The organism is Arsenicicoccus piscis (assembly GCF_022568835.1).
In the GTDB taxonomy this organism is placed as follows: domain Bacteria; phylum Actinomycetota; class Actinomycetes; order Actinomycetales; family Dermatophilaceae; genus Arsenicicoccus; species Arsenicicoccus piscis.
On record NZ_JAKZHV010000005.1, the window covers coordinates 136,717 to 157,652 of the forward strand.

A 20,936-nucleotide genomic window follows, 5' to 3' on the forward strand; every position below is an offset into this window, starting at 1 on the left:
CGGCTCAGAGGTCGTCGAGCCCGTCGTCGTAGCCCGGGTCCAGGTCGTGCGGGTCGACCGACAGCAGGCTGGCCATCTGCTCCACGAGCACAGACGAGACCAGGACGGCGAGCTCGCGGTCGTCCGCGGCGCGCACCTCGATCGGACGCCGGTAGAGCACCACGCGCGTCCGCGACCGCCCGCTGGCCGCGATGACCTCGCCCAACGGGATCTCGGGCGTCAGGTCTGCGGTCGACAGGGCGGGCGACACGGCCGGCGTCGTCTCGACGACCACGTCGATCTCGTCGAGGATCGCCCCGGCGCGCGGCTCGATCCGCTCCACGGCGTCGAGGACCAGGTCGTCGAAGCGCTCCGAGCGGGTCCGCATCGCCGGCACCGCGGGCCAGGCCAGCGGGCCGCGCACCCCGCGACCGTGGCGGTCCCGGCGCACGGGACGCGGCCGCTGCAGGGCAGCGGGGCGCTCGGGACGGCGCTCTCGACGACTCACCAGGTCAGCCTACGTCTCGCCCGCGTCGGTGCGTCGCCACGGGCCCGGCGTGCGCGTCCCGGCCCGGAGATAGCGGATAAGGTGCGAACGTGACCGTCCAGCGCCTGTGCTCCAAGACCCCCTGCGGGCGGCCGGCCGTCAGCACCCTCACCTATGTCTACGCCGACTCGACGATCGTGCTGGGGCCGCTGTCGACCCAGGCCGAGCCCCACACCTACGACCTGTGCGCCGACCACGCCCGGCGGATGACGCCGCCGCGCAACTGGGAGGTCGTGCGGCTGACGTCGGACTTCACCGAGCCGCCCCTCACCGACGACCTGCTCGCGCTCGCGGACGCCGTCCGCACGCCGGCCGAGCCGTCGGCGCGCACGGTGGTGGCCGAGGCGGGTCAGCAGGGTCAAGCGGCTCAGCCAGGCCAAGCGGGTCAGCCGGGTGGGCCCGCGCGTCGGGTCGAGCGATCGGCCGCGGCCGAGCGCGCCGGGCTGGGACAGCCCCGCTCCGTCAGCGAGGTGGCGGCCGTCGAGATCGGGCGACGAGGTCATCTGCGCGTCCTGCGGGACGAGTGACGTGCCCGAGCCCATCGACCTGGCGACCTTCGTCAAGGCCTACGACGTCCGCGGGCTGGTGCCCGACCAGCTGAACCCCCAGGTTGCGCGCGCCCTCGGGAGCGCGTTCGCCACGGTCGTGGTGGTGCCCGAGGGCGCCCGCGAGGTGGTGGTGGGGGAGGATATGCGCCCCTCCTCGCCGGAGCTGGCGCGTGCGTTCGCCGACGGCGTGGCCGAGCACGGGGTCGACGTCCGGCTGATCGGGCTGTGCTCGACGGACGGTCTCTACTACGCGTCGGGCGTCCGGGACGTGCCGGGCGCGATGTTCACGGCCAGCCACAACCCCGCGACCTACAACGGCATCAAGCTGTGCCGCGCCGGTGCTCGCCCCATCGGTCAGGACACCGGCCTGGACGAGATCCGGCGCCGGGCCCAGGCGCTGCTGGACGGTGGTCTGGACAGTGGGCTGGACGGTGGTGAGGACAACGAGCCCGACGGCTCGACGGGGACGATCGTGGCGGCGGACGAGCTGGGCGGCTACGCCGAGCACCTGCGCACGCTCGTCGACCTCACGGCGCCGCAGCGCCGGGCACCCCTGCGGGTGGTCGTCGACGCCGGCAACGGCATGGCCGGTCTGACCGTGCCCGCGGTGCTGCAGGACGCGGCCGGCCTGGCCGCGCTGCCGCTCGAGGTGATCCCGCTGTACTTCGAGCTCGACGGCACCTTCCCCAACCACGAGGCCAACCCGCTCGAGCCGGCCAACCTGGTCGACCTGCAGGCGGCGGTCCGCGAGCACGGCGCCGACCTCGGGCTGGCGTTCGACGGCGACGCCGACCGGTGCTTCGTCGTCGACGAGCAGGGGCGGGCCGTCAGCCCGTCGGCGATCACCGGCCTGGTCACCACCCGCGAGATCGCCAGGGCCCGCGCGAGCGGTGCCGACCCCGGGAGGCTCGCCGTGGTCTACAACGTCATCTCGTCGCGCGCGGTCCCCGAGGTGATCGCGGAGGCCGGCGCTCGGGGCGTGCGCACCCGGGTGGGGCACTCGTTCATCAAGGCCGAGATGGCCGAGCACGACGCGTTGTTCGGCGGCGAGCACTCGGCGCACTACTACTTCCGCGACTTCTGGTTCGCCGACACCGGGATGCTGGCGGCCCTGCACGTGCTCGCGGCGCTCGGTGAGCAGGAGGGACCGCTGTCCGAGCTGGTTGCCGAGTTCGACCGCTACGTCGCCTCCGGCGAGCTCAACACGCGGGTCGCCTCGCAGGCCGACACCCTGGCTCGGGTGCGCGCGTTCGCCGAGCAGCGGGGGCTCGCGATCGACGAGCTGGACGGCCTGACCGCGACCCACGAGCCGGGTGACGACGGACCGCTGTGGTGGTTCAATGTGCGCGGCAGCAACACCGAGCCGCTGCTGCGGCTCAACGTCGAGGCCGCGGACGCGGCCACGATGACCCGGGTGCGCGACGAGCTGCTCGCCCTGATCCAGGAAGGTGCCGCATGACCGCCACCATCGAGCCTTGGCTGCGTGCGATCCTGCGCTCGCCCGGAGGCCAGCACCGGCTGATCGACCACGATGGCCCGGAGGGTCCCGAGCTGGCCTGCCCCGCGCTCGGCATCGCCTACCCGGTCGTCGACGGCATCCCCGTCCTGCTCCAGGACGAGGCGCGCGAGCTCACCGCCGAGGAGATCGAGGCGCTCGGCGCCGGCCCGGAGCAGGGCTGACCCGTGGCCTCGCTGGACGAGCGGATCCTCGACGACCCGGACGAGCTCGCCGCGCGGGACTCCCTCGGCCACCTGCGGGCGCTCGCTACCGCCGGCGCGCAGGTCCGCGAGGCCATCGCCCGCACCACCGAGGCCGGCATCGACCGGCTCGCGGGTGAGGAGCGCCCCCGGTCGGTGCTGCTCGCGGCGCTCGGCTCGTCCGCGATCGTGCCCGCCGCCCTCGACGCGCTGACCGACCCCGCGTCCGCCGTCGCCGTGGCCGCCCGGCGCGGCGGACCGTTGCCCGGCTGGGTCGGCCCGATGGACGTCGTCGTGGCGATCTCGTTGTCCGGCAACGCTCCTGGCCCGGTGCGTCTCGCCGAGGCTGCCGGCCGCCGGGGTGCGCTGCTGCTCACCGTCGGTGCGGCCGGGTCCCCGCTGGCGGACGTCAGCGCCCGCTACCGCGGCATCCACGTCGACACCGGGAGGGGACGGGTCTCGACCCGCACCAGCCTCTGGTCGCTGCTCACCCCGGTGCTCATGGCGGCGGACCGGATGGACATGCTGGACGCCGGTGACGGCGTGCTGCACGAGGTCGCCGCGCGCCTCGACGTCGTCGCCGAGGCCTGTAGACCGAGCTCGGAGTCCTTCATCAACCCCGCCAAGGTGCTGGCGGCGGACCTGGTCGAGACGGTGCCGGTCTTCCTCGGCGACGGCCGCCTGACCGGTGCGGCCGCGCAGCGTGGGGCCGGCATGATGATGCGGACCACCCGGATCCCGGCGACGCACGGCATGCTGCCGGACGCCGCCTCGGCCATCGTCGCGACCTTCGGCGGTCCCTCGACGGCGATCGCGGGGGAGGGCCTCGAGGGCTCGGGTGCGCGCCGGCGCGGCGACGACATCTTTGCCGACCCCTTCCTCGACGGGCCGGCGAGCACCCCGCTCGGCCTGACCCTGCTGCGCGACGCCGTGCCGCGCCCCGACCCCGAGGCCGTGCGGCTGGCCGAACGGGTGGAGGCCGAGGCGCGCCGCTGCGGCGTCCGGGTGCGGGTCGTCGAGGCCGAGGGGGTCGAGCCGCTCGAGCGGCTGGCGTCGCTCGTCTCGCTGCTCGACTTCGCCACCACCTACGGCGCCATCGGGCTCGGCTACGACCCCGACCAGGCCCCGACCGTCGCCCACCTGCGCGACTGACGCCTGAGCGCGGCCCGACCGGCGGTGGGGGTGTGTCGGTGGGCTCGGCTAGGCTGCGGCCATGCCATCGCAGCCTTTCGACCACAACGTCCGCGACCTCTCGCTGGCCGCCGCCGGCCGCCACCAGATCCGCCTCGCCGAGCACGAGATGCCCGGCCTGATGGCCCTGCGCGAGATGTATGGCGAGAGCAAGCCGCTGGCCGGCGCTCGCATCGCGGGCTCGCTGCACATGACCGTGCAGACGGCGGTCCTGATCGAGACCCTGGTCGCCCTCGGCGCCACCGTCCGCTGGGCCAGCTGCAACATCTTCTCGACCCAGGACGAGGCCGCCGCGGCGGTCGTCGTCGGCCCGCACGGCACCGTCGAGGACCCCCAGGGTGTCCCGGTCTTCGCCTGGAAGGGCGAGACCTTGGAGGAGTACTGGGACTGCACCGAGCAGATCCTCACCTGGGGCGAGGACGAGGCGGGCGAGCCGGTCTACGCCAACATGATCTTGGACGACGGCGGCGACGCCACGATGCTGGTCCACAACGGCCGGGCCTGGGAGCAGGCGGGTGTCGTGCCCCCGACCGATGACGACGACAGCGTCGAGGTGGGCGTCTTCAAGGCGCTGGTGCGACGCACCCTCGCGCAGGACCCGACGAAGTGGACCCGGGTCAGCGAGCACATCCTCGGCGTCACCGAGGAGACGACGACCGGCGTGCACCGGCTCTACGAGCTGGCCCGGGCCGGTGAGCTGCTGTTCCCGGCGATCAACGTCAACGACAGCGTCACCAAGTCCAAGTTCGACAACAAGTACGGCTGCCGGCACAGCCTGATCGACGGCATCAACCGCGCGACCGACGTGCTCATCGGCGGCAAGGTCGCCGTCGTCTGCGGCTACGGCGACGTGGGCAAGGGCTGCGCCGAGTCGCTGCGCGGCCAGGGTGCGCGGGTCATCGTCACCGAGGTCGACCCGATCTGCGCCCTGCAGGCGGCGATGGACGGCTACCAGGTCGCGACGCTGGACGACGTGGTCGGCCAGGGCGACATCTTCGTCACAGCCACCGGCTGCTTCGACGTGATCCGCGCCGACCACATGCTCGCGATGAAGAACAAGGCGATCGTCGGCAACATCGGGCACTTCGACAACGAGATCGACATGGCCGGCCTCGCCCGCGTGCCCGGCGTCACCAAGACCGAGATCAAGCCCCAGGTGCACGAGTGGACGCTGCCGGCGACCGACGACCAGCCCGAGCGGTCGATCATCGTGCTGTCCGAGGGCCGGCTGCTCAACCTGGGCAACGCGACGGGCCACCCGAGCTTCGTCATGAGCAACTCGTTCGCCAACCAGACGATCGCCCAGATCGAGCTGTTCACCAAGCAGGACGACTACACCACCCAGGTCTACGTGCTGCCCAAGCACCTGGACGAGATGGTCGCCCGGCTGCACCTGGATGCCCTGGGGGTCGGCCTCACCGAGCTCAGCAAGGCCCAGGCCGAGTACCTCGGCGTGGACGTCGCCGGCCCCTACAAGCCGGAGCACTATCGCTACTGACCCTGCTGATCGCTCCTGACCCCGATCGGGCCGCAGGTCGGCGCGCCGCCGTGACCATTCCGTTACGGCGGCCACGGGGTGTGTCACGATGTGGTCACCGCAACGGAGGAGGCTAGCTGCGTGAAGAGCCGGATCCTGGTCGTCGACGACGACCTCGCTCTCGCCGAGATGCTCGGCATCGTGCTGTCCGCCGAGGGCTACGACGTCACCCACGTCGCCACCGGCACGGCCGCGGTGCCCGCCTTCCGCGACACCAAGCCCGACCTCGTCCTGCTCGACGTCATGCTGCCCGGCATGGACGGCATCGAGGTCTGCCGCCGGCTGCGCGCCGAGTCCGGCGTGCCGATCGTCATGCTGTCGGCGCGCACCGACACCACCGACGTGGTGGTCGGCCTGGAGTCGGGTGCCGACGACTACATCGTCAAGCCGTTCAAGCCCGCCGAGCTGCTCGCCCGGATGAAGGTCCGGCTGCGGCGCGGCGAGGAGGCCGACCAGGTGCCGCTGTCGATCGGTGACCTGGCCATCGACGTGGCCGGTCACACGGTCCGCCGCGGCGAGGAGGTCCTCAACCTCACGCCGCTGGAGTTCGACCTGCTCGTCGCGCTGGCCCGCAAGCCGTGGCAGGTCTTCACCCGTGAGGTGCTGCTCGAGCAGGTCTGGGGCTATCGGCACGCCGGTGACACCCGCCTGGTCAACGTCCACGTCCAGCGGCTGCGCTCCAAGATCGAGCACGACCCCGAGCACCCCGAGATCGTCGTGACGGTGCGCGGCGTCGGCTACAAGGCCGGCACGGGCTGACCCGGTGGCACGCACGCTGCGTCAGGACCTGGCGACGCTGCGTGCGGCAGCGGCGCGGACCGCGCGCGCGGCGCAGCACCGGCTGGGCCCGGCCTTCGAGGACGCCTCCGAGCGGGCCTGGGCGCTGTGGCAGCGCTCCCTCGGCCTGCGGGTCGCGCTCTCGATCGTGGTGCTCGGCTCCGTCGTGCTCCTCGTCGTGGGCAACTACACCTACGGTCGGATCGCCGACGGGCTGCTGAACGACAAGCAGGTCTCGGCCCAGCGCGACGCCGAGACCCAGGGCAAGATCGCCCAGCGCGTGTTCGACGTCATCGACAAGACCGACCAGACCAGCCTGCGCCAGGCCACCCTCGACGTCGCCGAGAACCAACGAGCTCCCGACCACACCCGGGAGCTGATCATCACCCCGGCGCTCGGCAACAACCGGCAGGTCATCTCGACCACCACCTCCAGCAGCACGATCGGGCTGGAGGTGGTCCCGACCGAGCTGCGGCGCGCGGTGATGGCCGACCGCTCGCGCCAGCAGGTGCAGATCGCCCCGGTGCCCGAGGGGGAGGACACCGTGCCGGCCGTCATCGTCGGCCAGGTGCTGCAGCTGCCCCCCAACGCCGGCCCGATGGAGCTCTACTTCGTCTATCCGATGAGCGCCGAGACCGGTGCCCTGCGGGTGGTCGTGCGCTCGCTAGCGTCCGCGGCGATCTTCCTCGTCCTGCTGCTCGCGGGCATCGCGTTCGTCGTCACCCGCCAGGTCGTCGAGCCGGTGCGGCGCGCGGCGCAGGTCGCCGAGCGGCTGGCCTCGGGCCAGCTGGACCAGCGGATGGCCGTCCGCGGCACCGACGACCTGGCCTCGCTCGGCCGGTCGTTCAACCGGATGGCGGCCAGCCTGCAGGCCCAGATCGGCCAGCTGAAGACCCTCTCGACGCTGCAGCAGCAGTTCGTCTCGGACGTCTCGCACGAGCTGCGCACCCCGCTGACGACCGTGCGGATGGCGGCCGACCTGCTCTACGACTCGCGGGCGGACTTCCCCCGGCACACGGCCCGCTCGGCCGAGCTGCTCAACAACGAGCTCAACCGGTTCGAGACGCTGCTGGCCGACCTGCTCGAGATCAGCCGGTTCGACGCCGGAGCCGCCCAGCTCGCCGCCGAGCCGGTCGACCTGCGCGACGTCGTCAACCAGGTGGTCGACGACGCGGAGCCGCTCGCCCGGCACAAGGACACCCAGGTGCGGGTCGTCGCCCCGGCCGAGCCGGTGGTGGTCGAGATGGACAGCCGACGGATCAGCCGCATCCTGCGCAACCTCGTCGTCAACGCCATCGAGCACAGCGAGGGCAAGCCGGTCACGGTCGAGGTGGCGGGCACCGCCCAGGCGGCCGCGGTGGCGGTCCGTGATCAGGGTGTCGGGCTGCACCCCGGCGAGGCCGCCAAGGTCTTCACCCGGTTCTGGCGCGCCGACCCGGCGCGGGCGCGCACCACCGGCGGCACCGGTCTCGGGCTCGCCATCGCGCTCGAGGACGCGCACCTGCACCACGGCTGGCTCGAGGCCTGGGGGCAGCCCGGGAAGGGGTCGACCTTCCGGCTCACCCTGCCGCGCACCACGACCGGCAAGATCACCGAGTCGCCGCTGCGGATGCGCCCGGACGGGCTGCTGGCCATCGAGGCGCCGCCGGCCCGCGAGCCCGAGCCGGAGCAGATCCCGGGCGTGCTGCCGGTGGGCCCGCTCACCGAGACGGCGCAGTCGTTCGTGCTGCACGGCGAGGTGCCCGACTACGTGCCGCACGGCCTCACGCTGAACCCGCCCGGCAGCTCCCATGCGACGGACGAGCCATGACCTGGCGGATGCCGGCGACCGCGCTGGTGCTCGTGCTGGGGCTGCTGCTCGGCGGGTGCACCGGCCTGCCGGAGCACAGCACCGTGCAGCCCGGCCTGGTCGTCGACGGGCCGGACGAGGAGTCCGTGCGCGAGGTGCCCGCCGGGCCGGTCACGGGAGCCAAACCGGTCGACATCGTCTGGGGGTTCCTGCGCGCCGGCATCGCGGTGTCCGACGACGTCGCGGTGCCGCGCTCCTTCCTCGCCCCGGCAGCCGAGCAGAAGTGGGCGCCCGACGGGTCCGCCTATGTCTACGGCAGCACCGAGAACGTCAGTGTCAGGTTGATCGGGCCCCGCGAGGTGGCCGTCGTCGCGCACGTGGTCGGGCGGATGGACTCCGACGGGCACTACCAGGAGCTGCCCGCCGGCTCGACCCGCTCGCTGCGCCTCGGGCTGGAGCAGGTCTCGGGGCAGTGGCGGATCGCCTCGGGTCTGCCGGACGCCTCGGTGCTGCTGAGCGCTGCGGACTTCGCGCGCTACGACAGCTTCCCGACGACCTACGTCTCCGCGCGGGCCCCGATCCTCGTGTCCGACAATCGCTACCTGCTCAAGGGCTCCGGGCTCGCCACCCGCCTCGCCCGGGCCCAGCTCGCGCCACCGCCGAGCTACCTGCAAGGGGCCGTCGGCACCGGCATCCCGGAGTTCACGACGCTCGTCGGCTCGGTCACCGAGGACAACGGCGTCGCGACGGTGACGCTGAGCGAGCGGGCCAGCAGCACGGACGAACGCCAGCGCCGCGCCATGTGGGCGCAGTTCGCGCAGACGCTCACCCAGCTGCGCACGGTCACGGCCGTCCAGCTCGAGGTCGCCGGCAAGAAGCTGTCCATCGCGGGCCTGCCGGACCGTCCGCTCACGGTCGGGGACCTGGGCTACACCGGTGTGGCGCTGGACGCGAGCGTCGCCTTCCTGCGCTCCGGCACCGCCGTCCAGGCCGTAGACCCTGCCTCGCTCGCCGTGCCCGCGGACCCCGCGAGCCGGGACGCCCCGACGCCACCGGTCCGCCAGATCGACAACCACTGGTTCATGCTCGCCGCGGCGGCCGACCGCAGCGAGCTGGCCGCGGTCGGCGGTGACCTCAAGGAGCTCAGCCGGTGGCGGGGTGGCCGCCAGCTGCGGCTGCCGCACTTCGCCACCGAGCTGTCCCGGCCGGTCTACGACCGCAACGGCTATCTGTGGGTGGCCGGGCGCACCGCTGCGGGCACGCGCCTGTTCGTGCAGCCCACCACCACCACCGCACCGGCCCTGCCGACCGCCCTCAACGTGGCCTGGCTCGAGGGCCGCACGGTGACCAGCTTGAAGCTCGCCGCGGACGGCCTGCGCATCGCCGTCGTGTCGGTCGACCCGAAGACCGAGACCTCACGGATCGACGTGGTGGGGGTCAACCGCAACGCGGCCGGTGCCCCCGTGGCGCTGTCGGCGGCGACCGCCGGCTCCACCTTGCAGATCGGTGCTCGGGTGACCTCGGTGACCGACCTGGTCTGGGTCGATGACCAGACGCTCGGTGTGCTCGGCCGGGTGGGGAAGGGGCAACCGGTGCGCGTGGTGCTCGTGCCGTTGAGCGGGCCGTCCCAGGACCTCGGACAGGTGGCCGGGGGACAGGCCATCATGTCCTTCGGTGGCCCGCGCTCGATCGCGGTCGTCACGGACCGGCACGAGGTGCTCGTGCGGGCCGGCAACGGGTTCCTGCGCCAGGGCAGCGGCACCGACCTGGCCGTGCCGGGCCGCTGAACGAGGGCGCTGAGCGACGCGTTGGGGGGTTTCGGAGCTATGCGACCCCGGCGCCGTCCACAGGACGCACCTCGCGGGTGACGCCGGCCCCGGCACCCGGCACGCTCGGCTCATGTCTGCTCGCCGCGCACCGCCCCTCGCCCACTCGACCCGCCACCCGGCCATCCGCTCGGCGCTGGCCCAGGGTCTCGACCTGGTCCTGCCGCGCGCCTGTGCGGGCTGCGGGGCGCATGCGACGGCGCTGCAGCAGGGGCTCTGCCTCGGCTGCGCCGGTGACCTCGGCGACCAGCTGTTCACCGGCGGCCCCGCCCTCGTGCGCCCGGTGCCGTGCCCGGCGGGGCTCCCGCCGGTGGTGGCTGCGGGGCACTACGCCGAGCCGCTGCGCAGCCTGGTCCGCGTCTTCAAGGAGGAGGGCCGCGACGACCAGCTCCGGCTGCTCGTTTCCCTGCTCGCGAGCGCCCTCACCACGCTGCGGGGTCCGGTCCTCGGCCTGCCCGCGGACCGTGGCGTGCTGCTCGTGCCGGTGCCGTCGTCGCGGTCGGCCTGGCGCGCCCGCGGCGAGCTGCCGACCCGGCGGCTGGCCCGCGAGGTGGCGGGTGCGGCCGACCGCGCGGGCCACCCGACCCGGGCGGCCGACCTGCTCGCGGTGCGGCGGGCGGTGGCCGACCAGAGCGGGCTCGGCGCCGAGGCCCGGGCCCGCAACCTGCACGGCGCGCTCGGGGTCCGGCCCCGCCGACGCGCCAACCCTGCCCAGGCCCTCCCTGCGCAGCTGCACCCCACCCAGCCCGACCCCGTCGTCGTGCTGGACGACATCCTCACCACCGGCTCGACCCTCGTCGAGGCGACCCGGGCGCTGCGGGAGGAGGGGGTGCCGGTCGTCGGTGCGGTCGTGATCGCCGCGACGCCGCGCCTGGGACTTTGCTGACGATCCTCTGGGCGGGGTGCGGCTCTGCTTCCGTGCGGCCCCGCCGTGTACTAGGTTCTTGTCATGGCCCCCACGGGGGCGTGCTTCCTTTGATGGGAGGGGTGATGCCGCGCGAATCCCGGCCTGGCGCAGGCCAATTCGAGAGTGAGCAGCGAATACCCCTAGGAGGGCAAGCCATGGACATTCAGGTCACCGGTCGTCACGTCCCGATCTCGGACCGATTCCGTGAGCACATGCAGAGCAAGCTCGGCAAGATCGAGCAGCTGGCATCGCGAGACCCGCGACTGGACGTCGTGGTCTCCAAGGACCAGGGCTCCCACTCCGACACCGCCACGAACGTCGAGATCACCTGCCACGTCAAGGGCCCGGTGATCCGCGCGGAGGCGCGATCGGATGACAAGTACGCCGCGTTCGACGCGGCGGCGACCAAGCTGCTCGACCGGCTCCGCAAGGCCAACGACCGTCGGCGCGTCAGTCGACGCCGGGCCGCCAGAGCCGAGGCCATCCCTGATCCGGACGTGACCCTGCCCACCCCGCTGCCCCCTGCCGCGGCGCCGCCGGCCGAGCCCTCGTCGGGCGCGGGCCGGACCGGCGCGGCCCCGAGCTCGAACGGCAGCCGGAGCGGCGTCGGCTCGAGCGGCCAGAGCGGTCAGAGCGGTCAGAGCGTCCCCGACGCCGAGGACGGACCGGACGTGCGCGACGTGGCCGGGAGCCCGATCGAGGTCCGGGTCAAGCACCACCAGTCCGACCCGATGAACCTGGAGCAGGCGCTCTACGAGATGGAGATGGTCGGGCACGACTTCTACCTGTTCACCGACTCCGAGACGGGGCTGCCGAGCGTGATGTACCGCCGCCGCGGCTGGTCCTACGGCGTCCTGCACCTCGAGCGGGCGTCCGGCGGGGCGGCGGACGTCGAGGAGGACGTGCGGGTCGAGGCGGTCTGACCTCGATCGGTCCACATCACCACCTGGCGACCCGGGGAGCGCGCCGCACCCCGGGTCGCCTCGATGCTCGTGCGAGGATGCAGGACATGACTCCCGTGGCTGAACCGTCCGGTCCGGCTGACCCGACCGTCGAGCGGATCCGGGTGCTCGTGGCGGACGACCACGTGCTCTACCGGCGTGGGCTCGAGATGGTCCTCGGTCAGGAGGGCGACATCGAGATCTGCGGCGAGGCCAACGACGGCGCCGAGGCGATCGTGCAGGTCGAGGAGCTGCTGCCGGACGTGGTGCTGATGGACGTGCGGATGCCCCGCCTGTCCGGGCCGGACGCGACCGCGCAGATCAAGGCGAGCGTGCCGTCGACCCGGATCATCATGCTGACCATCTCCGACGAGGAGCAGGACCTCTACGACGCGGTGCGGGCCGGGGCCAACGGCTACCTGCTCAAGGATGTCCCGGGTGAGCAGATCGCCGACGGGATCCGTCAGGTCCACGCCGGTCAGTCGCTCATCTCGCCGTCGATGGCGTCCAAGCTGCTCGCGGAGTTCGCGTCGCTGATGAAGCGCGCGGACGAGCGGCCGGCCATGCCCGTCCCGAAGCTCACCGATCGCGAGCTCGAGGTGCTCAAGCTCGTCGCGCGCGGCATGGCCAACCGGGACATCGCCAAGGAGCTATTCATCTCCGAGAACACCGTGAAGAACCACGTGCGCAACATCTTGGAGAAGCTCCAGCTGCACTCGCGCATGGAGGCCGTGATGTTCGCGGTGCGCGAGAAGATCCTCGACCTGCCCACCTGATCCATGGCGCTGCGACAGATCTCGGCGGCGCAGGCGCGTCGCACGGCGCTCGCCGCGCAGGGGTTCGGCCGGCCGGTGCCACCGGGTGGGGTCACGGCGCGCCAGCTGCTCCGGGTCGTCGACGACGTCGCGGTCGTGCAGATCGACAGCGTCAACGTGCTCACCCGAAGCCACTACCTCCCGTTCTACTCCCGCCTGGGGCCCTACGACCGCGCCCGGCTGGACGCGCTGCGGGACCAGGCTCCGCGCCGGCTGGTGGAGTACTGGGTCCACGAGGCGAGCCTGATCGCGCCGGACCTGTGGCCGCTCCTCGGCTTCCGGATGCGTAGAGCGCTCCAAGACTCCTGGGGCGGCATGCAGCGCGTCGTGCACGAGAACCCCGCGCTGGTCGCCGCCGTGGCCGCGGAGGTGCAGGCCCGGGGACCGCTCACCAGCCGCGAGCTGGAGCGAGCCCTGGCGCACGACGTCCCGCGCTCGCGCGACGACTGGGGCTGGAACTGGTCGGCGGTCAAGAACGCCCTGGAGCACCTGTTCTGGTCCGGGGTGATCACGAGCGCGGGCCGCACGAGCAGCTTCGAGCGGCGCTACGCCCCGCTGGAGCGGGTGCTGCCGGCCGCACTGCTCCCGCAGGCGCGGGTCGCCCCCACCACGCCGGAGCTGGACGCCGACCGGTTCCGGGCGCTCGTGGAGCGATCGGCGCGCGCGATCGGGATCGGCACGGCGCACTGCCTGCGGGACTACGTGCGGCTGCGGCCCGAGCAGGCGAACCCCGCGATCGCCACCCTCGTCGACGAGGGCGTGCTTGAGCCGGTGCAGGTCGAGGGCTGGCGGCAGCCGGCCTACCGGCACGTGCTGGCCCGCAGCCCTCGGCGGGTCGAGGCCCGCGCCTTCCTCAGTCCGTTCGACTCGCTGATCTGGACCCGGCCGCGGGTGCGCGCGCTGTTCGGCTTCGACTACCGGCTCGAGATCTACACCCCGGCGGCGCAGCGCCGCCACGGCTACTACGTCCTGCCGCTGCTGCTCGGGGACCGGCTGGTCGCCCGGGCCGACCTCAAGGCGGACCGCCAGAGCGGGGTTCTGCGCGTCCACCAGCTCACCTGGGAGCACCCGCCGATGGCCGCCGAGGTGGAGGCCTGCCACGAGGAGCTGACCGTGCTCGCCGCGTGGCTGGGTCTGGACACCCTGACTCTTTCGGACATTTCGTCGCTGTATGCACGCAAAGTTGGGCTATAGTCACAATCAGTAGCAAACTTCCGCTCACCGCGGGTGCATCGCAGGGGAGGCGACAACGGTGATGGAGCACACGACGACGACGGCCTTGCGTCTGGAGCCCGACCGCGATGCGGACTCGTTGGCGCTGAGCGAGACGGCGTGGGGCCGGCGCGTGGGTGCGGGCGGGGAGGCCCGCGAGCTCGCCGAGCGGGCCAGCGAGCTGGCGGTGGCGTCGGGGGACTGCTTCGCCCAGGCCGCCGCGGCGGTGGTGCTGGCGCGGCTCGCGTTCAAGGCCGAGGACTTCGGCGAGGGGCTGCAGCTGGTGGTGCCGGCGCTCACCCGCCTCGAGGACTACCGCACCAGCGGCTGGCTCGGCCGGGCCCACGGCGTGCTCGCGGGTGCCTTCGCGATCCTGGGTCAGCGCGAGCGCTGCCTCGAGCACCACTTGCACGCCCGCACCATCGGTGAGCACGTCGGAGATCTGGAGCTGCAGGCCACGGCGGTGCACAACCTCGCGCTCGCCATGCCGGCCGGCGCGGACCAGGTCGCCGCCTTCCAGCGGGCCGAGGAGCTCTTCGAGCAGTGCGCGGCGGTCGACCCGCAGGCGCAGGCCGCGCTCGCGTTCGCCCGCTTCAACCTGCTCTTCGCGCGCTTCGAGCTGGGTGAGACCGAGCAGGTCGCCGAGCTGCTGCCCGAGGCGCTGGCCGAGGCACGCCGGCTGCACCTGGACGACCTGGTGCTGCTGGTCGTGAGCCTGCAGGCGCGCACCCTCGCCGCGCAGGGCGCGACGGCACCGGCGGTCGAGGCCGCCCTGCACGCGCTCGCGCAGGCCCGTGAGCAGCGTCGCACCCTGTTCGGCGACCTGGTCTGCGACGTGGCACCCATGCTGATCGAGGGGGGACGCGCCGGCGAGGCCATCCCGCTGCTGCGCGAGGCCATCGTCGAGGCCGGCGACAACCAGGAGCGCCGGTTGCGCGCCTACGACAGCCTGGCCCGCGCGTATGCCGCCGAGGGAGACCACGGCAGCGCCTACCAGGCGCTGGTCGCCTTCGACCGCATCGACACCGACCTCAACTCCGAGAGCGCGAGCCGGCGGATGGACGCCATGCGCACCTTCCACCGCACCTGGGCGGCCGAGCACGAGGCGGCCGAGCAGCGACGCCTGAGCGCCAGCCTCACCGACGAGGTCGGGCGGCTGCTGGCCGTCCAGCACGAGGTGCAGGAGCTGTCCTCCCGCGACGAGCTCACCGGCATCCACAACCGCCGGTTCTTCATGGCCGAGCTGGCTCGACGCGCCGGTCGGCAGGTGCTCGGCACCTCGCTCACCAGCGTCGTCGTCATCGACGTGGACCGGTTCAAGCGGGTCAACGACGGGCACGGGCACGCCGTGGGGGACCGGGTCCTCGCCGAGGTGGCGCGACTGCTCGCCGACACGGTGCGCGCGGGGGACCTGCTGTGCCGCTACGGCGGCGAGGAGTTCGCGGTCATCCAGTCGCACCCCGACCGCCGGTCCGCGTGGCGCGCCGCCGAGCGGCTGCGGACCGCCGTCGAGGAGCACGACTGGTCCGTCTTCGGCCTGAACGACGACCTGACCGTCAGCCTCGGCCTCGCGGCGCGCTTCACCCCCACCGTCCCGGAGGCGCTGCTGGCCTCGGCGGACGCTGCGCTCTACGAGGCCAAGCGGCGCGGCCGCAACCAGGTGTGCGACGGCAGCGACGTGCCGCAAGCCTGTTGACGGACCCGCCCGGACGACGGCCCGTCCGAGATGACAGCTCGCTGAGGGCGGGCTGACACGAGGCCACGGCGTGAGCGACTACCCTGGTCCGAGCGTCGGCGCCCGGCCCGGGCCGTCGACCCGTTCCATCGGTGGCACCAAGGGAGAGACACACGTGGCGATTCTCGAGCGGCTGCTGCGCGCAGGCGAGGGCAAGATCGTGCGCCAGCTGCAAGGCATCGCGGCCCAGGTCAACGCGATCGAAGAGGACTTCGAGGCGATGACCGACGCCGAGCTGCGGGCCGAGACCGACGTCTTCCGCAAGCGGCTCGCCGACGGCGAGTCGCTGGACGACCTCCTGCCGGAGGCGTTCGCGGCCGTCCGCGAGGCGAGCAAGCGCACCCTCGGCAAGCGGCACTTCGACGTGCAGATCATGGGTGGCGCCGCGCTGCACATGGGCAACGTCGCGGAGATGAAGACCGGTGAGGGCAAGACGCTCGTCGCCACCTTGCCGTCCTACCTCAACGCGCTGAGCGGCAAGGGCGTGCACGTCGTCACGGTCAACGACTACCTCGCGCAGTACCAGTCCGAGCTGATGGGGCGCGTCCACCGGGCCCTCGGGCTCGAGACGGGCTGCATCCTCGCCTCGATGACGCCCGAGCAGCGCCGCGCCGAGTACGCCAAGGACATCACCTACGGCACCAACAACGAGTTCGGCTTCGACTACCTGCGCGACAACATGGCGTGGTCCACGGCCGAGCTGGTGCAGCGCGAGCACAACTTCGCCATCGTCGACGAGGTCGACTCGATCCTCATCGACGAGGCCCGCACGCCGCTCATCATCTCCGGGCCCGCCGACCAGGCGACCAAGTGGTACCAGGAGTTCGCCCGGCTCGTCGGCCGGCTGCACCGCGGCGAGGACGGCGAGGGGGACTACGAGGTCGACGAGAAGAAGCGCACCGTCGGCGTGCTCGAGAGCGGCATCGCGAAGGTCGAGGACTACCTCGGCATCGACAACCTCTACGAGAGCGTCAACACCCCGCTGATCGGCTACCTCAACAACGCCATCAAGGCCAAGGAGCTGTTCAAGCGCGACAAGGACTACGTCGTCCTCAACGGCGAGGTGCTGATCGTCGACGAGCACACCGGCCGCATGCTCGCGGGCCGGCGCTACAACGAGGGCATGCACCAGGCGATCGAGGCCAAGGAAGGCGTCGAGATCCAGAACGAGAACCAGACCCTCGCGACGATCACGCTGCAGAACTACTTCCGCATGTACGACACCCTGTCGGGCATGACGGGCACCGCCCAGACCGAGGCTGCCGAGCTGCACCAGATCTACAAGCTGGGCGTGGTGCCGATCCCGACGAACCGGCCGATGATCCGCAAGGACCAGGCCGACCTGGTCTACCGCACCGAGGTGGCCAAGTTCGAGGCCGTCGCCGACGACCTGATGGAGCGGCACGCGAAGGGCCAGCCGGTCCTCGTCGGCACCACCTCGGTCGAGAAGTCCGAGTACCTCGCCGAGTTGCTGCGCCGCCGCGGCGTGCCGCACGAGGTCCTCAACGCCAAGCAGCACGAGCGCGAGGCCGCGATCGTGGCCGACGCCGGCCGCAAGGGCGCCGTGACGGTCGCCACGAACATGGCCGGTCGAGGCACCGACATCATGCTCGGTGGCAACCCCGAGTTCCGCGCGGTCGCCGAGCTGAAGGCCCGCGGCCTGGACCCGGTCGAGACGCCGCAGGAGTACGAAGCCGCCTGGGACGAGGCGCTCGCCGCCGCCGAGAGCGCGGTCGCCGCCGAGCACGACGAGGTCACCGAGCTCGGGGGGCTCTACGTCCTCGGCACCGAGCGGCACGAGTCGCGCCGCATCGACAACCAGCTCCGCGGCCGGTCCGGTCGCCAGGGCGACCCCGGTGAGTCGCGGTTCTACCTGTCCTTGCAGGACGACCTGATGCGCATGTTCAACGGCGCCCTGGTCGACCGCATCATGACCTCCGCCGGCGTGGGGGACGAGGTGCCGATCGAGTCGAAGATGGTCACCCGCTCCATCGCGAGCGCGCAGACCCAGGTCGAGGCCCGCAACTTCGAGATCCGCAAGAACGTCCTGAAGTACGACGACGTCCTGAACCGACAGCGCACCGTCATCTACGACGAGCGCCGCAAGGTGCTGCACGGCGAGGACCTGCACGAGCAGGTGCGCCACTTCATCAACGACGTGGTCTCCGGCTACGTCACCGCCGAGACCGCCGAGGGCTTCCCCGAGACGTGGAACCTCGAGCGGCTCTGGACGGCCCTCGGTGGGGTCTACCCCGTGGGCGTGTCGATCGAGGAGCTCGAGCAGGAGGCCTCCGGGCGCTCCGGGCTCACGGCCGACCAGCTGCGCCTCGAGCTGCAGTCCGACGCCCAGCACGCCTACGACGAGCGCGAGCGCTCGCTCACGCCCAGCGTCACCCGCGAGGTGGAGCGTCGGGTCGTCCTGTCGGTGCTCGACCGCAAGTGGCGCGAGCACCTCTACGAGATGGACTACCTGCAGGAGGGCATCGGCCTGCGCGCCATGGCCCAGCGCGACCCGCTCGTGGAGTACCAGCGCGAGGGCTTCATGCTCTTCGAGGCGATGACGGACGGCATCAAGGAGGAGTCCGTCGGCTTCCTGTTCCACCTCGAGGTCGACCCGGCCGAGATCGAGGCCGCTCGGGCCGCCGAGGCCGAGGCTGCCGCGTCCGGCGGTGGTGCGGAGGGCGGGGCCGAGGGTGGCTCCGAGGGTGCTGCCGGTAGCGCCATCAAGGGCCTGGAGCCGCAGCGCCCCGCCGGCCGGCTGCACTACAGCGCGCCGTCCGAGACGGGCGAGGTCGAGGTGCGCGAGGAGGGTCCGGGCGGTTCCTCCGGTAGCGCCGGTGGCTCCGGTCCGCGCCTGTCGCGCGCGGAGCGTCGGGCCAAGAAGGGCAAGGGCAAGGGCAAGCGCTGAGCCGGGGCGGGTCAGCCGACGTGCAGCGCGTCGACGACCCAGCGGCCGTCGCGGCCGACGAGGCGGAACGCCAGCGCATAGGCCCGATCGTCGGCGAGCCAGATCACGGCGCTGACCTCGGCGACGCCGTCGCGGCAGTCGTCGACGAGCACCGTGCCGACGCGCGGTCGGCGACCGGGCCGGGCGCTGAGGCGCCGAGCCCGCTTGCTGTGGCCGCTCAGCCGGGCCTGGACGTCCAGCGTGGTGTGGCGCACCAGCTGGGCCGGGCTGCGGTGCCCGGAGGTCACCTCGCAGATGGCCTGGGCCAGCTGCCGGGCCCACGGTCCGACGTCGCACAGGTCCTTGGTGCTGGTGCGCCGGTAGCCGAACAGGTCGTCCTCGTCGTCGAAGCGCAGCGCGAGGGCTGGGCGCTCGGCGACGTCGTGGACCGTGGTCGGGTGGCCGGCCCGGTCGACGAGGGCGTCAGGGGAGATGACCTCGGGGTCGGTGCTCGGTGCGCACCGCACCACCAGTGCGTGGTGGGCGCTCATGCCCGACCTCCCGTCGGCGGACGCAGCCGCTGCCCCGGCAGGAGCAGCCCGGGGTCGCTGCCGATGACCGCCCGGTTGCGGGCGTACCACCGCGGCCAGGCCGCTGCGACCTGCTCCACGGTCGCGCCGGGGCCGAGGTGGCGGGCCGCGAGGTCCCACAACGTGTCGCCGCGCCGCACGACGACCTCGTCGTCATGCACCAGCCGGTGCGCGACGGCAGGCGGCGGGGTGTGCACGATGCGCGGTGGCGGGCTGGGCACGAAACGGGGCACGACGGGCTCCTCGGGGGTGTCGCCATCCGCGGTGATGGCGTGGGTCGGGCTGGTGCTGGTGGGGCTGGTGCTGGTAGGGCTGGTGCTGGTGGGGCCGGCGCTGGTGGGTCCGGTGTTGATGGCGCCGGCGGTGGTGGGCCGCGCCGTGGCGTGAGCGAGGCCGGACGCGGGTCCGCTCAGCAGCGCCGCCCCGACCAGGGCGGCCGCCAGCCGGCGCAGCGCGGAGGGGGCCAGTCGCTCGGCGACCCTCGCCACGGGCCGGTGGGGGAGGGCTACGGCCAGCGCGGCGAGCCCGACGCCGGTCGCGATCCACGCGACCAGCAGGCAGGCCGCCACCGTGGCGATCGCCACGAGCAGCGCGGCGCTGGTCGGCTGGGGGCCGTGGCCACCGATCACGGCCTGGACCGTCGGCGCTCCCTGCTGCCAGGCCAGCAGGAGCGCGAGGCCGGCCGCCGCGACCGCGCTGACGAGCAGCGCGGCCACCCGCAGGGGTGCGGGGCCGGGCCGGGGCATCGTCGACGTCATGGCGACGACCCTATGCGCAGTTTGATGCTGTTTGCGTGTGTTAGAGCCTAAAGAGGAGGATCCGACGCAGACAGGGACGACGATGTGACATGAGGTGATCGAGGTTGGTTCAATCGGGTTTGCCGATATTTGCGCCAAACGAGTGACTTTCACACGTCTGGGCGTACAGATGAGACTGTTCTCTTCCGCACCCTCCGCTCTCACCCGACTCGCCTGGGCCAGGCCCTGTGGACAACCACAGAGGCGCGGCGCGGACGCCCGTAGCCTCGCCTCCATGCGCTGGGATGCCCTCTTCGACGATCTCGATGGCCAGTGGGACGCCGAGCAGCGCCTCGAGCGTGAGGGTGAGGTCGTCGACCGGCTGCGCCGCGAGCAGGCGGCGCTCACCCTCGACGACCGGCTGGCGGCGACCCACGGCCGCCGGTTGTCGGTCGAGCTCCTCGGTGGGCTACGGCTCAGTGGTGCGGTGGTCGACCTGGGGGACGGCTGGTTCCAGCTTGAGGACGCCGGACGCGCCCTGGTCGTGACGTCCGCGGTGACCACGCTCACCGGCCTCGGCCGTGGCGCGGGGCCGGCCGGTGGCAGCCGGCGGCTGGGGCTGGGCTACGCGCTGCGACGCGTCAGCCGCGATCGGCGCTCCGTGCGCATGCACCTGGTGGACGGCCAGGTGCGCGAGGGGCACCTGGGTGCTGTGGGAGCGGACCACGTCGAGCTGCACGAGCACCCGGTCGACGTCTCCGCGCGTCGGCGAGAGACCCGGGCGGTGGTCGTCGTCACGCACCGGGCGCTCGCCGCGGTGCTGGAGGCCTAGCAGGTCCAGGCCGGCCGGGTCACGCCTCGTGCTGCTCGCGCTCGACCTCGGGGGCGGCCTTGCTGGTGGTGTCCTTGCTGGTGCCGTCGGCGGGCTCCGCGGACCCGGCCTCGATCGACTCGGTCCCGCCGAAGGGGTGCCGGTCGACGAAGTCCCGGGTCTCGGAGTACATCCGCTGGATGTAGCCCTCGAGCTCGCTGACCTCGACCCGCCACTGGCCGCGGCCGCCCACCTTGATGGCGGGCAGGTCGCCCGAGCGCACCAGGGCATAGGCCTGGGCCGAGGAGATGTCGAGGATCTCGGACACCTCGGCGAGCTGGATGAATCGCTTGGCCATGGGGTGCTCCTGGTCGGTCGGCTGTGCTGGGGGAGGGCGCGACCTGCGCCG

General features: G+C 72.7%; 18 protein-coding genes and 1 pseudogene. 15 read left to right on the forward strand and 4 right to left on the reverse strand.

Annotated features, from left to right (window positions below):
• Window positions 1-4 precede the first annotated feature (4 nt).
• Complete coding sequence (locus tag MM440_RS10955) at window positions 5-487, reverse strand: metallopeptidase family protein (protein WP_241444335.1); 483 nt, start codon at window positions 485-487, stop codon at window positions 5-7.
• 89 nt (window positions 488-576) lie between these two features.
• Here MM440_RS10955 and MM440_RS10960 point away from each other — a divergent pair, with 89 nt between their 5' ends.
• From MM440_RS10960 to secA, 14 genes are all read left to right on the forward strand, one after another.
• Window positions 577-1,053: a DUF3499 domain-containing protein gene (locus MM440_RS10960; protein ID WP_241444336.1), complete on the forward strand. Its 477-nt coding sequence runs from the start codon at window positions 577-579 to the stop codon at window positions 1,051-1,053.
• A gap of 1 nt (window position 1,054) precedes the next feature.
• Entirely contained in the window at window positions 1,055-2,533 is a 1,479-nt protein-coding gene (locus tag MM440_RS10965; RefSeq protein WP_241444337.1) for a phosphomannomutase/phosphoglucomutase, read from the forward strand.
• Window positions 2,530-2,754, forward strand: coding sequence for a Trm112 family protein (locus tag MM440_RS10970; RefSeq protein ID WP_241444338.1), 225 nt, complete (start codon window positions 2,530-2,532; stop codon window positions 2,752-2,754). The genes MM440_RS10965 and MM440_RS10970 overlap by 4 nt, the downstream gene beginning before the upstream one ends.
• 3 nt (window positions 2,755-2,757) lie before the next feature.
• Window positions 2,758-3,924 carry an SIS domain-containing protein gene (locus MM440_RS10975; RefSeq protein WP_241444339.1) on the forward strand — a complete coding sequence of 389 codons (1,167 nt, stop codon included), beginning with the start codon at window positions 2,758-2,760 and terminating at the stop codon, window positions 3,922-3,924.
• 61 nt (window positions 3,925-3,985) lie between these two features.
• The gene (gene ahcY / locus MM440_RS10980; protein WP_241444340.1) at window positions 3,986-5,461 is read left to right on the forward strand and encodes an adenosylhomocysteinase; all 1,476 of its coding nucleotides are present in this window, start codon (window positions 3,986-3,988) and stop codon (window positions 5,459-5,461) included.
• 120 nt (window positions 5,462-5,581) lie between these two features.
• The gene (mtrA, locus tag MM440_RS10985) at window positions 5,582-6,259 is read left to right on the forward strand and encodes an MtrAB system response regulator MtrA (protein ID WP_284283595.1); all 678 of its coding nucleotides are present in this window, start codon (window positions 5,582-5,584) and stop codon (window positions 6,257-6,259) included.
• 4 nt (window positions 6,260-6,263) lie between these two features.
• Window positions 6,264-8,087 carry an MtrAB system histidine kinase MtrB gene (gene mtrB, locus MM440_RS10990; protein WP_241444341.1) on the forward strand — a complete coding sequence of 608 codons (1,824 nt, stop codon included), beginning with the start codon at window positions 6,264-6,266 and terminating at the stop codon, window positions 8,085-8,087.
• Window positions 8,084-9,853: an LpqB family beta-propeller domain-containing protein gene (locus MM440_RS10995; RefSeq protein WP_241444342.1), complete on the forward strand. Its 1,770-nt coding sequence runs from the start codon at window positions 8,084-8,086 to the stop codon at window positions 9,851-9,853. Before mtrB ends, MM440_RS10995 begins: the two co-directional genes overlap by 4 nt.
• Window positions 9,854-9,965: 112 nt before the next feature.
• Entirely contained in the window at window positions 9,966-10,778 is an 813-nt protein-coding gene (locus MM440_RS11000; protein WP_241444343.1) for a ComF family protein, read from the forward strand.
• A gap of 176 nt (window positions 10,779-10,954) precedes the next feature.
• A complete protein-coding gene (hpf, locus tag MM440_RS11005; protein ID WP_241444344.1) occupies window positions 10,955-11,722 on the forward strand; it encodes a ribosome hibernation-promoting factor, HPF/YfiA family in 768 nt (255 codons plus the stop codon).
• 86 nt (window positions 11,723-11,808) lie between these two features.
• Window positions 11,809-12,516, forward strand: a complete 708-nt coding sequence (locus tag MM440_RS11010) for a response regulator (RefSeq protein ID WP_241444345.1) — start codon at window positions 11,809-11,811, stop codon at window positions 12,514-12,516.
• A gap of 3 nt (window positions 12,517-12,519) precedes the next feature.
• Window positions 12,520-13,749 (forward strand): winged helix-turn-helix domain-containing protein, encoded by a 1,230-nt coding sequence (locus tag MM440_RS11015; protein WP_241444346.1) that lies wholly within the window; start codon window positions 12,520-12,522, stop codon window positions 13,747-13,749.
• 61 nt (window positions 13,750-13,810) lie between these two features.
• Entirely contained in the window at window positions 13,811-15,463 is a 1,653-nt protein-coding gene (locus MM440_RS11020; RefSeq protein ID WP_241444458.1) for a GGDEF domain-containing protein, read from the forward strand.
• Between the two features lie 154 nt (window positions 15,464-15,617).
• Window positions 15,618-18,410 carry a preprotein translocase subunit SecA gene (secA, locus tag MM440_RS11025; RefSeq protein WP_241444459.1) on the forward strand — a complete coding sequence of 931 codons (2,793 nt, stop codon included), beginning with the start codon at window positions 15,618-15,620 and terminating at the stop codon, window positions 18,408-18,410.
• 11 nt (window positions 18,411-18,421) lie between these two features.
• Here the strand turns inward: secA and MM440_RS11030 are convergent, their stop codons facing one another.
• Window positions 18,422-18,940, reverse strand: a complete 519-nt coding sequence (locus MM440_RS11030; protein WP_241444347.1) for an Rv3235 family protein — start codon at window positions 18,938-18,940, stop codon at window positions 18,422-18,424.
• Complete coding sequence (locus tag MM440_RS11035) at window positions 18,937-19,737, reverse strand: LysM peptidoglycan-binding domain-containing protein (RefSeq protein ID WP_241444348.1); 801 nt, start codon at window positions 19,735-19,737, stop codon at window positions 18,937-18,939. Before MM440_RS11035 ends, MM440_RS11030 begins: the two co-directional genes overlap by 4 nt.
• 274 nt (window positions 19,738-20,011) lie before the next feature.
• Between MM440_RS11035 and MM440_RS11040 the strand changes: the two genes are divergently transcribed.
• A complete protein-coding gene (locus tag MM440_RS11040) occupies window positions 20,012-20,548 on the forward strand; it encodes a hypothetical protein (protein WP_241444349.1) in 537 nt (178 codons plus the stop codon).
• 142 nt (window positions 20,549-20,690) lie between these two features.
• Here MM440_RS11040 and MM440_RS11045 read toward each other — a convergent pair.
• A pseudogene (locus MM440_RS11045) lies at window positions 20,691-20,885 on the reverse strand (helix-turn-helix domain-containing protein); the annotation flags it as partial.
• Window positions 20,886-20,936 lie beyond the last annotated feature (51 nt).

Bases quoted from the DNA above. Each gene is read 5' to 3' on its own strand.
- MM440_RS10970 (WP_241444338.1), top strand. From the start codon at position 2,530: ATGACCGCCACCATCGAGCCTTGGCTGCGTGCGATCCTGCGCTCGCCC.
- ahcY (WP_241444340.1), top strand. From the start codon at position 3,986: ATGCCATCGCAGCCTTTCGACCACAACGTCCGCGACCTCTCGCTGGCC.
- MM440_RS10995 (WP_241444342.1), top strand. From the start codon at position 8,084: ATGACCTGGCGGATGCCGGCGACCGCGCTGGTGCTCGTGCTGGGGCTG.
- MM440_RS11000 (WP_241444343.1), top strand. From the start codon at position 9,966: ATGTCTGCTCGCCGCGCACCGCCCCTCGCCCACTCGACCCGCCACCCG.
- hpf (WP_241444344.1), top strand. From the start codon at position 10,955: ATGGACATTCAGGTCACCGGTCGTCACGTCCCGATCTCGGACCGATTC.
- MM440_RS11010 (WP_241444345.1), top strand. From the start codon at position 11,809: ATGACTCCCGTGGCTGAACCGTCCGGTCCGGCTGACCCGACCGTCGAG.
- MM440_RS11015 (WP_241444346.1), top strand. From the start codon at position 12,520: ATGGCGCTGCGACAGATCTCGGCGGCGCAGGCGCGTCGCACGGCGCTC.
- MM440_RS11020 (WP_241444458.1), top strand. From the start codon at position 13,811: ATGGAGCACACGACGACGACGGCCTTGCGTCTGGAGCCCGACCGCGAT.
- MM440_RS11030 (WP_241444347.1), bottom strand. From the start codon at position 18,940: ATGAGCGCCCACCACGCACTGGTGGTGCGGTGCGCACCGAGCACCGAC.
- MM440_RS11035 (WP_241444348.1), bottom strand. From the start codon at position 19,737: ATGACGTCGACGATGCCCCGGCCCGGCCCCGCACCCCTGCGGGTGGCC.
- MM440_RS11040 (WP_241444349.1), top strand. From the start codon at position 20,012: ATGCGCTGGGATGCCCTCTTCGACGATCTCGATGGCCAGTGGGACGCC.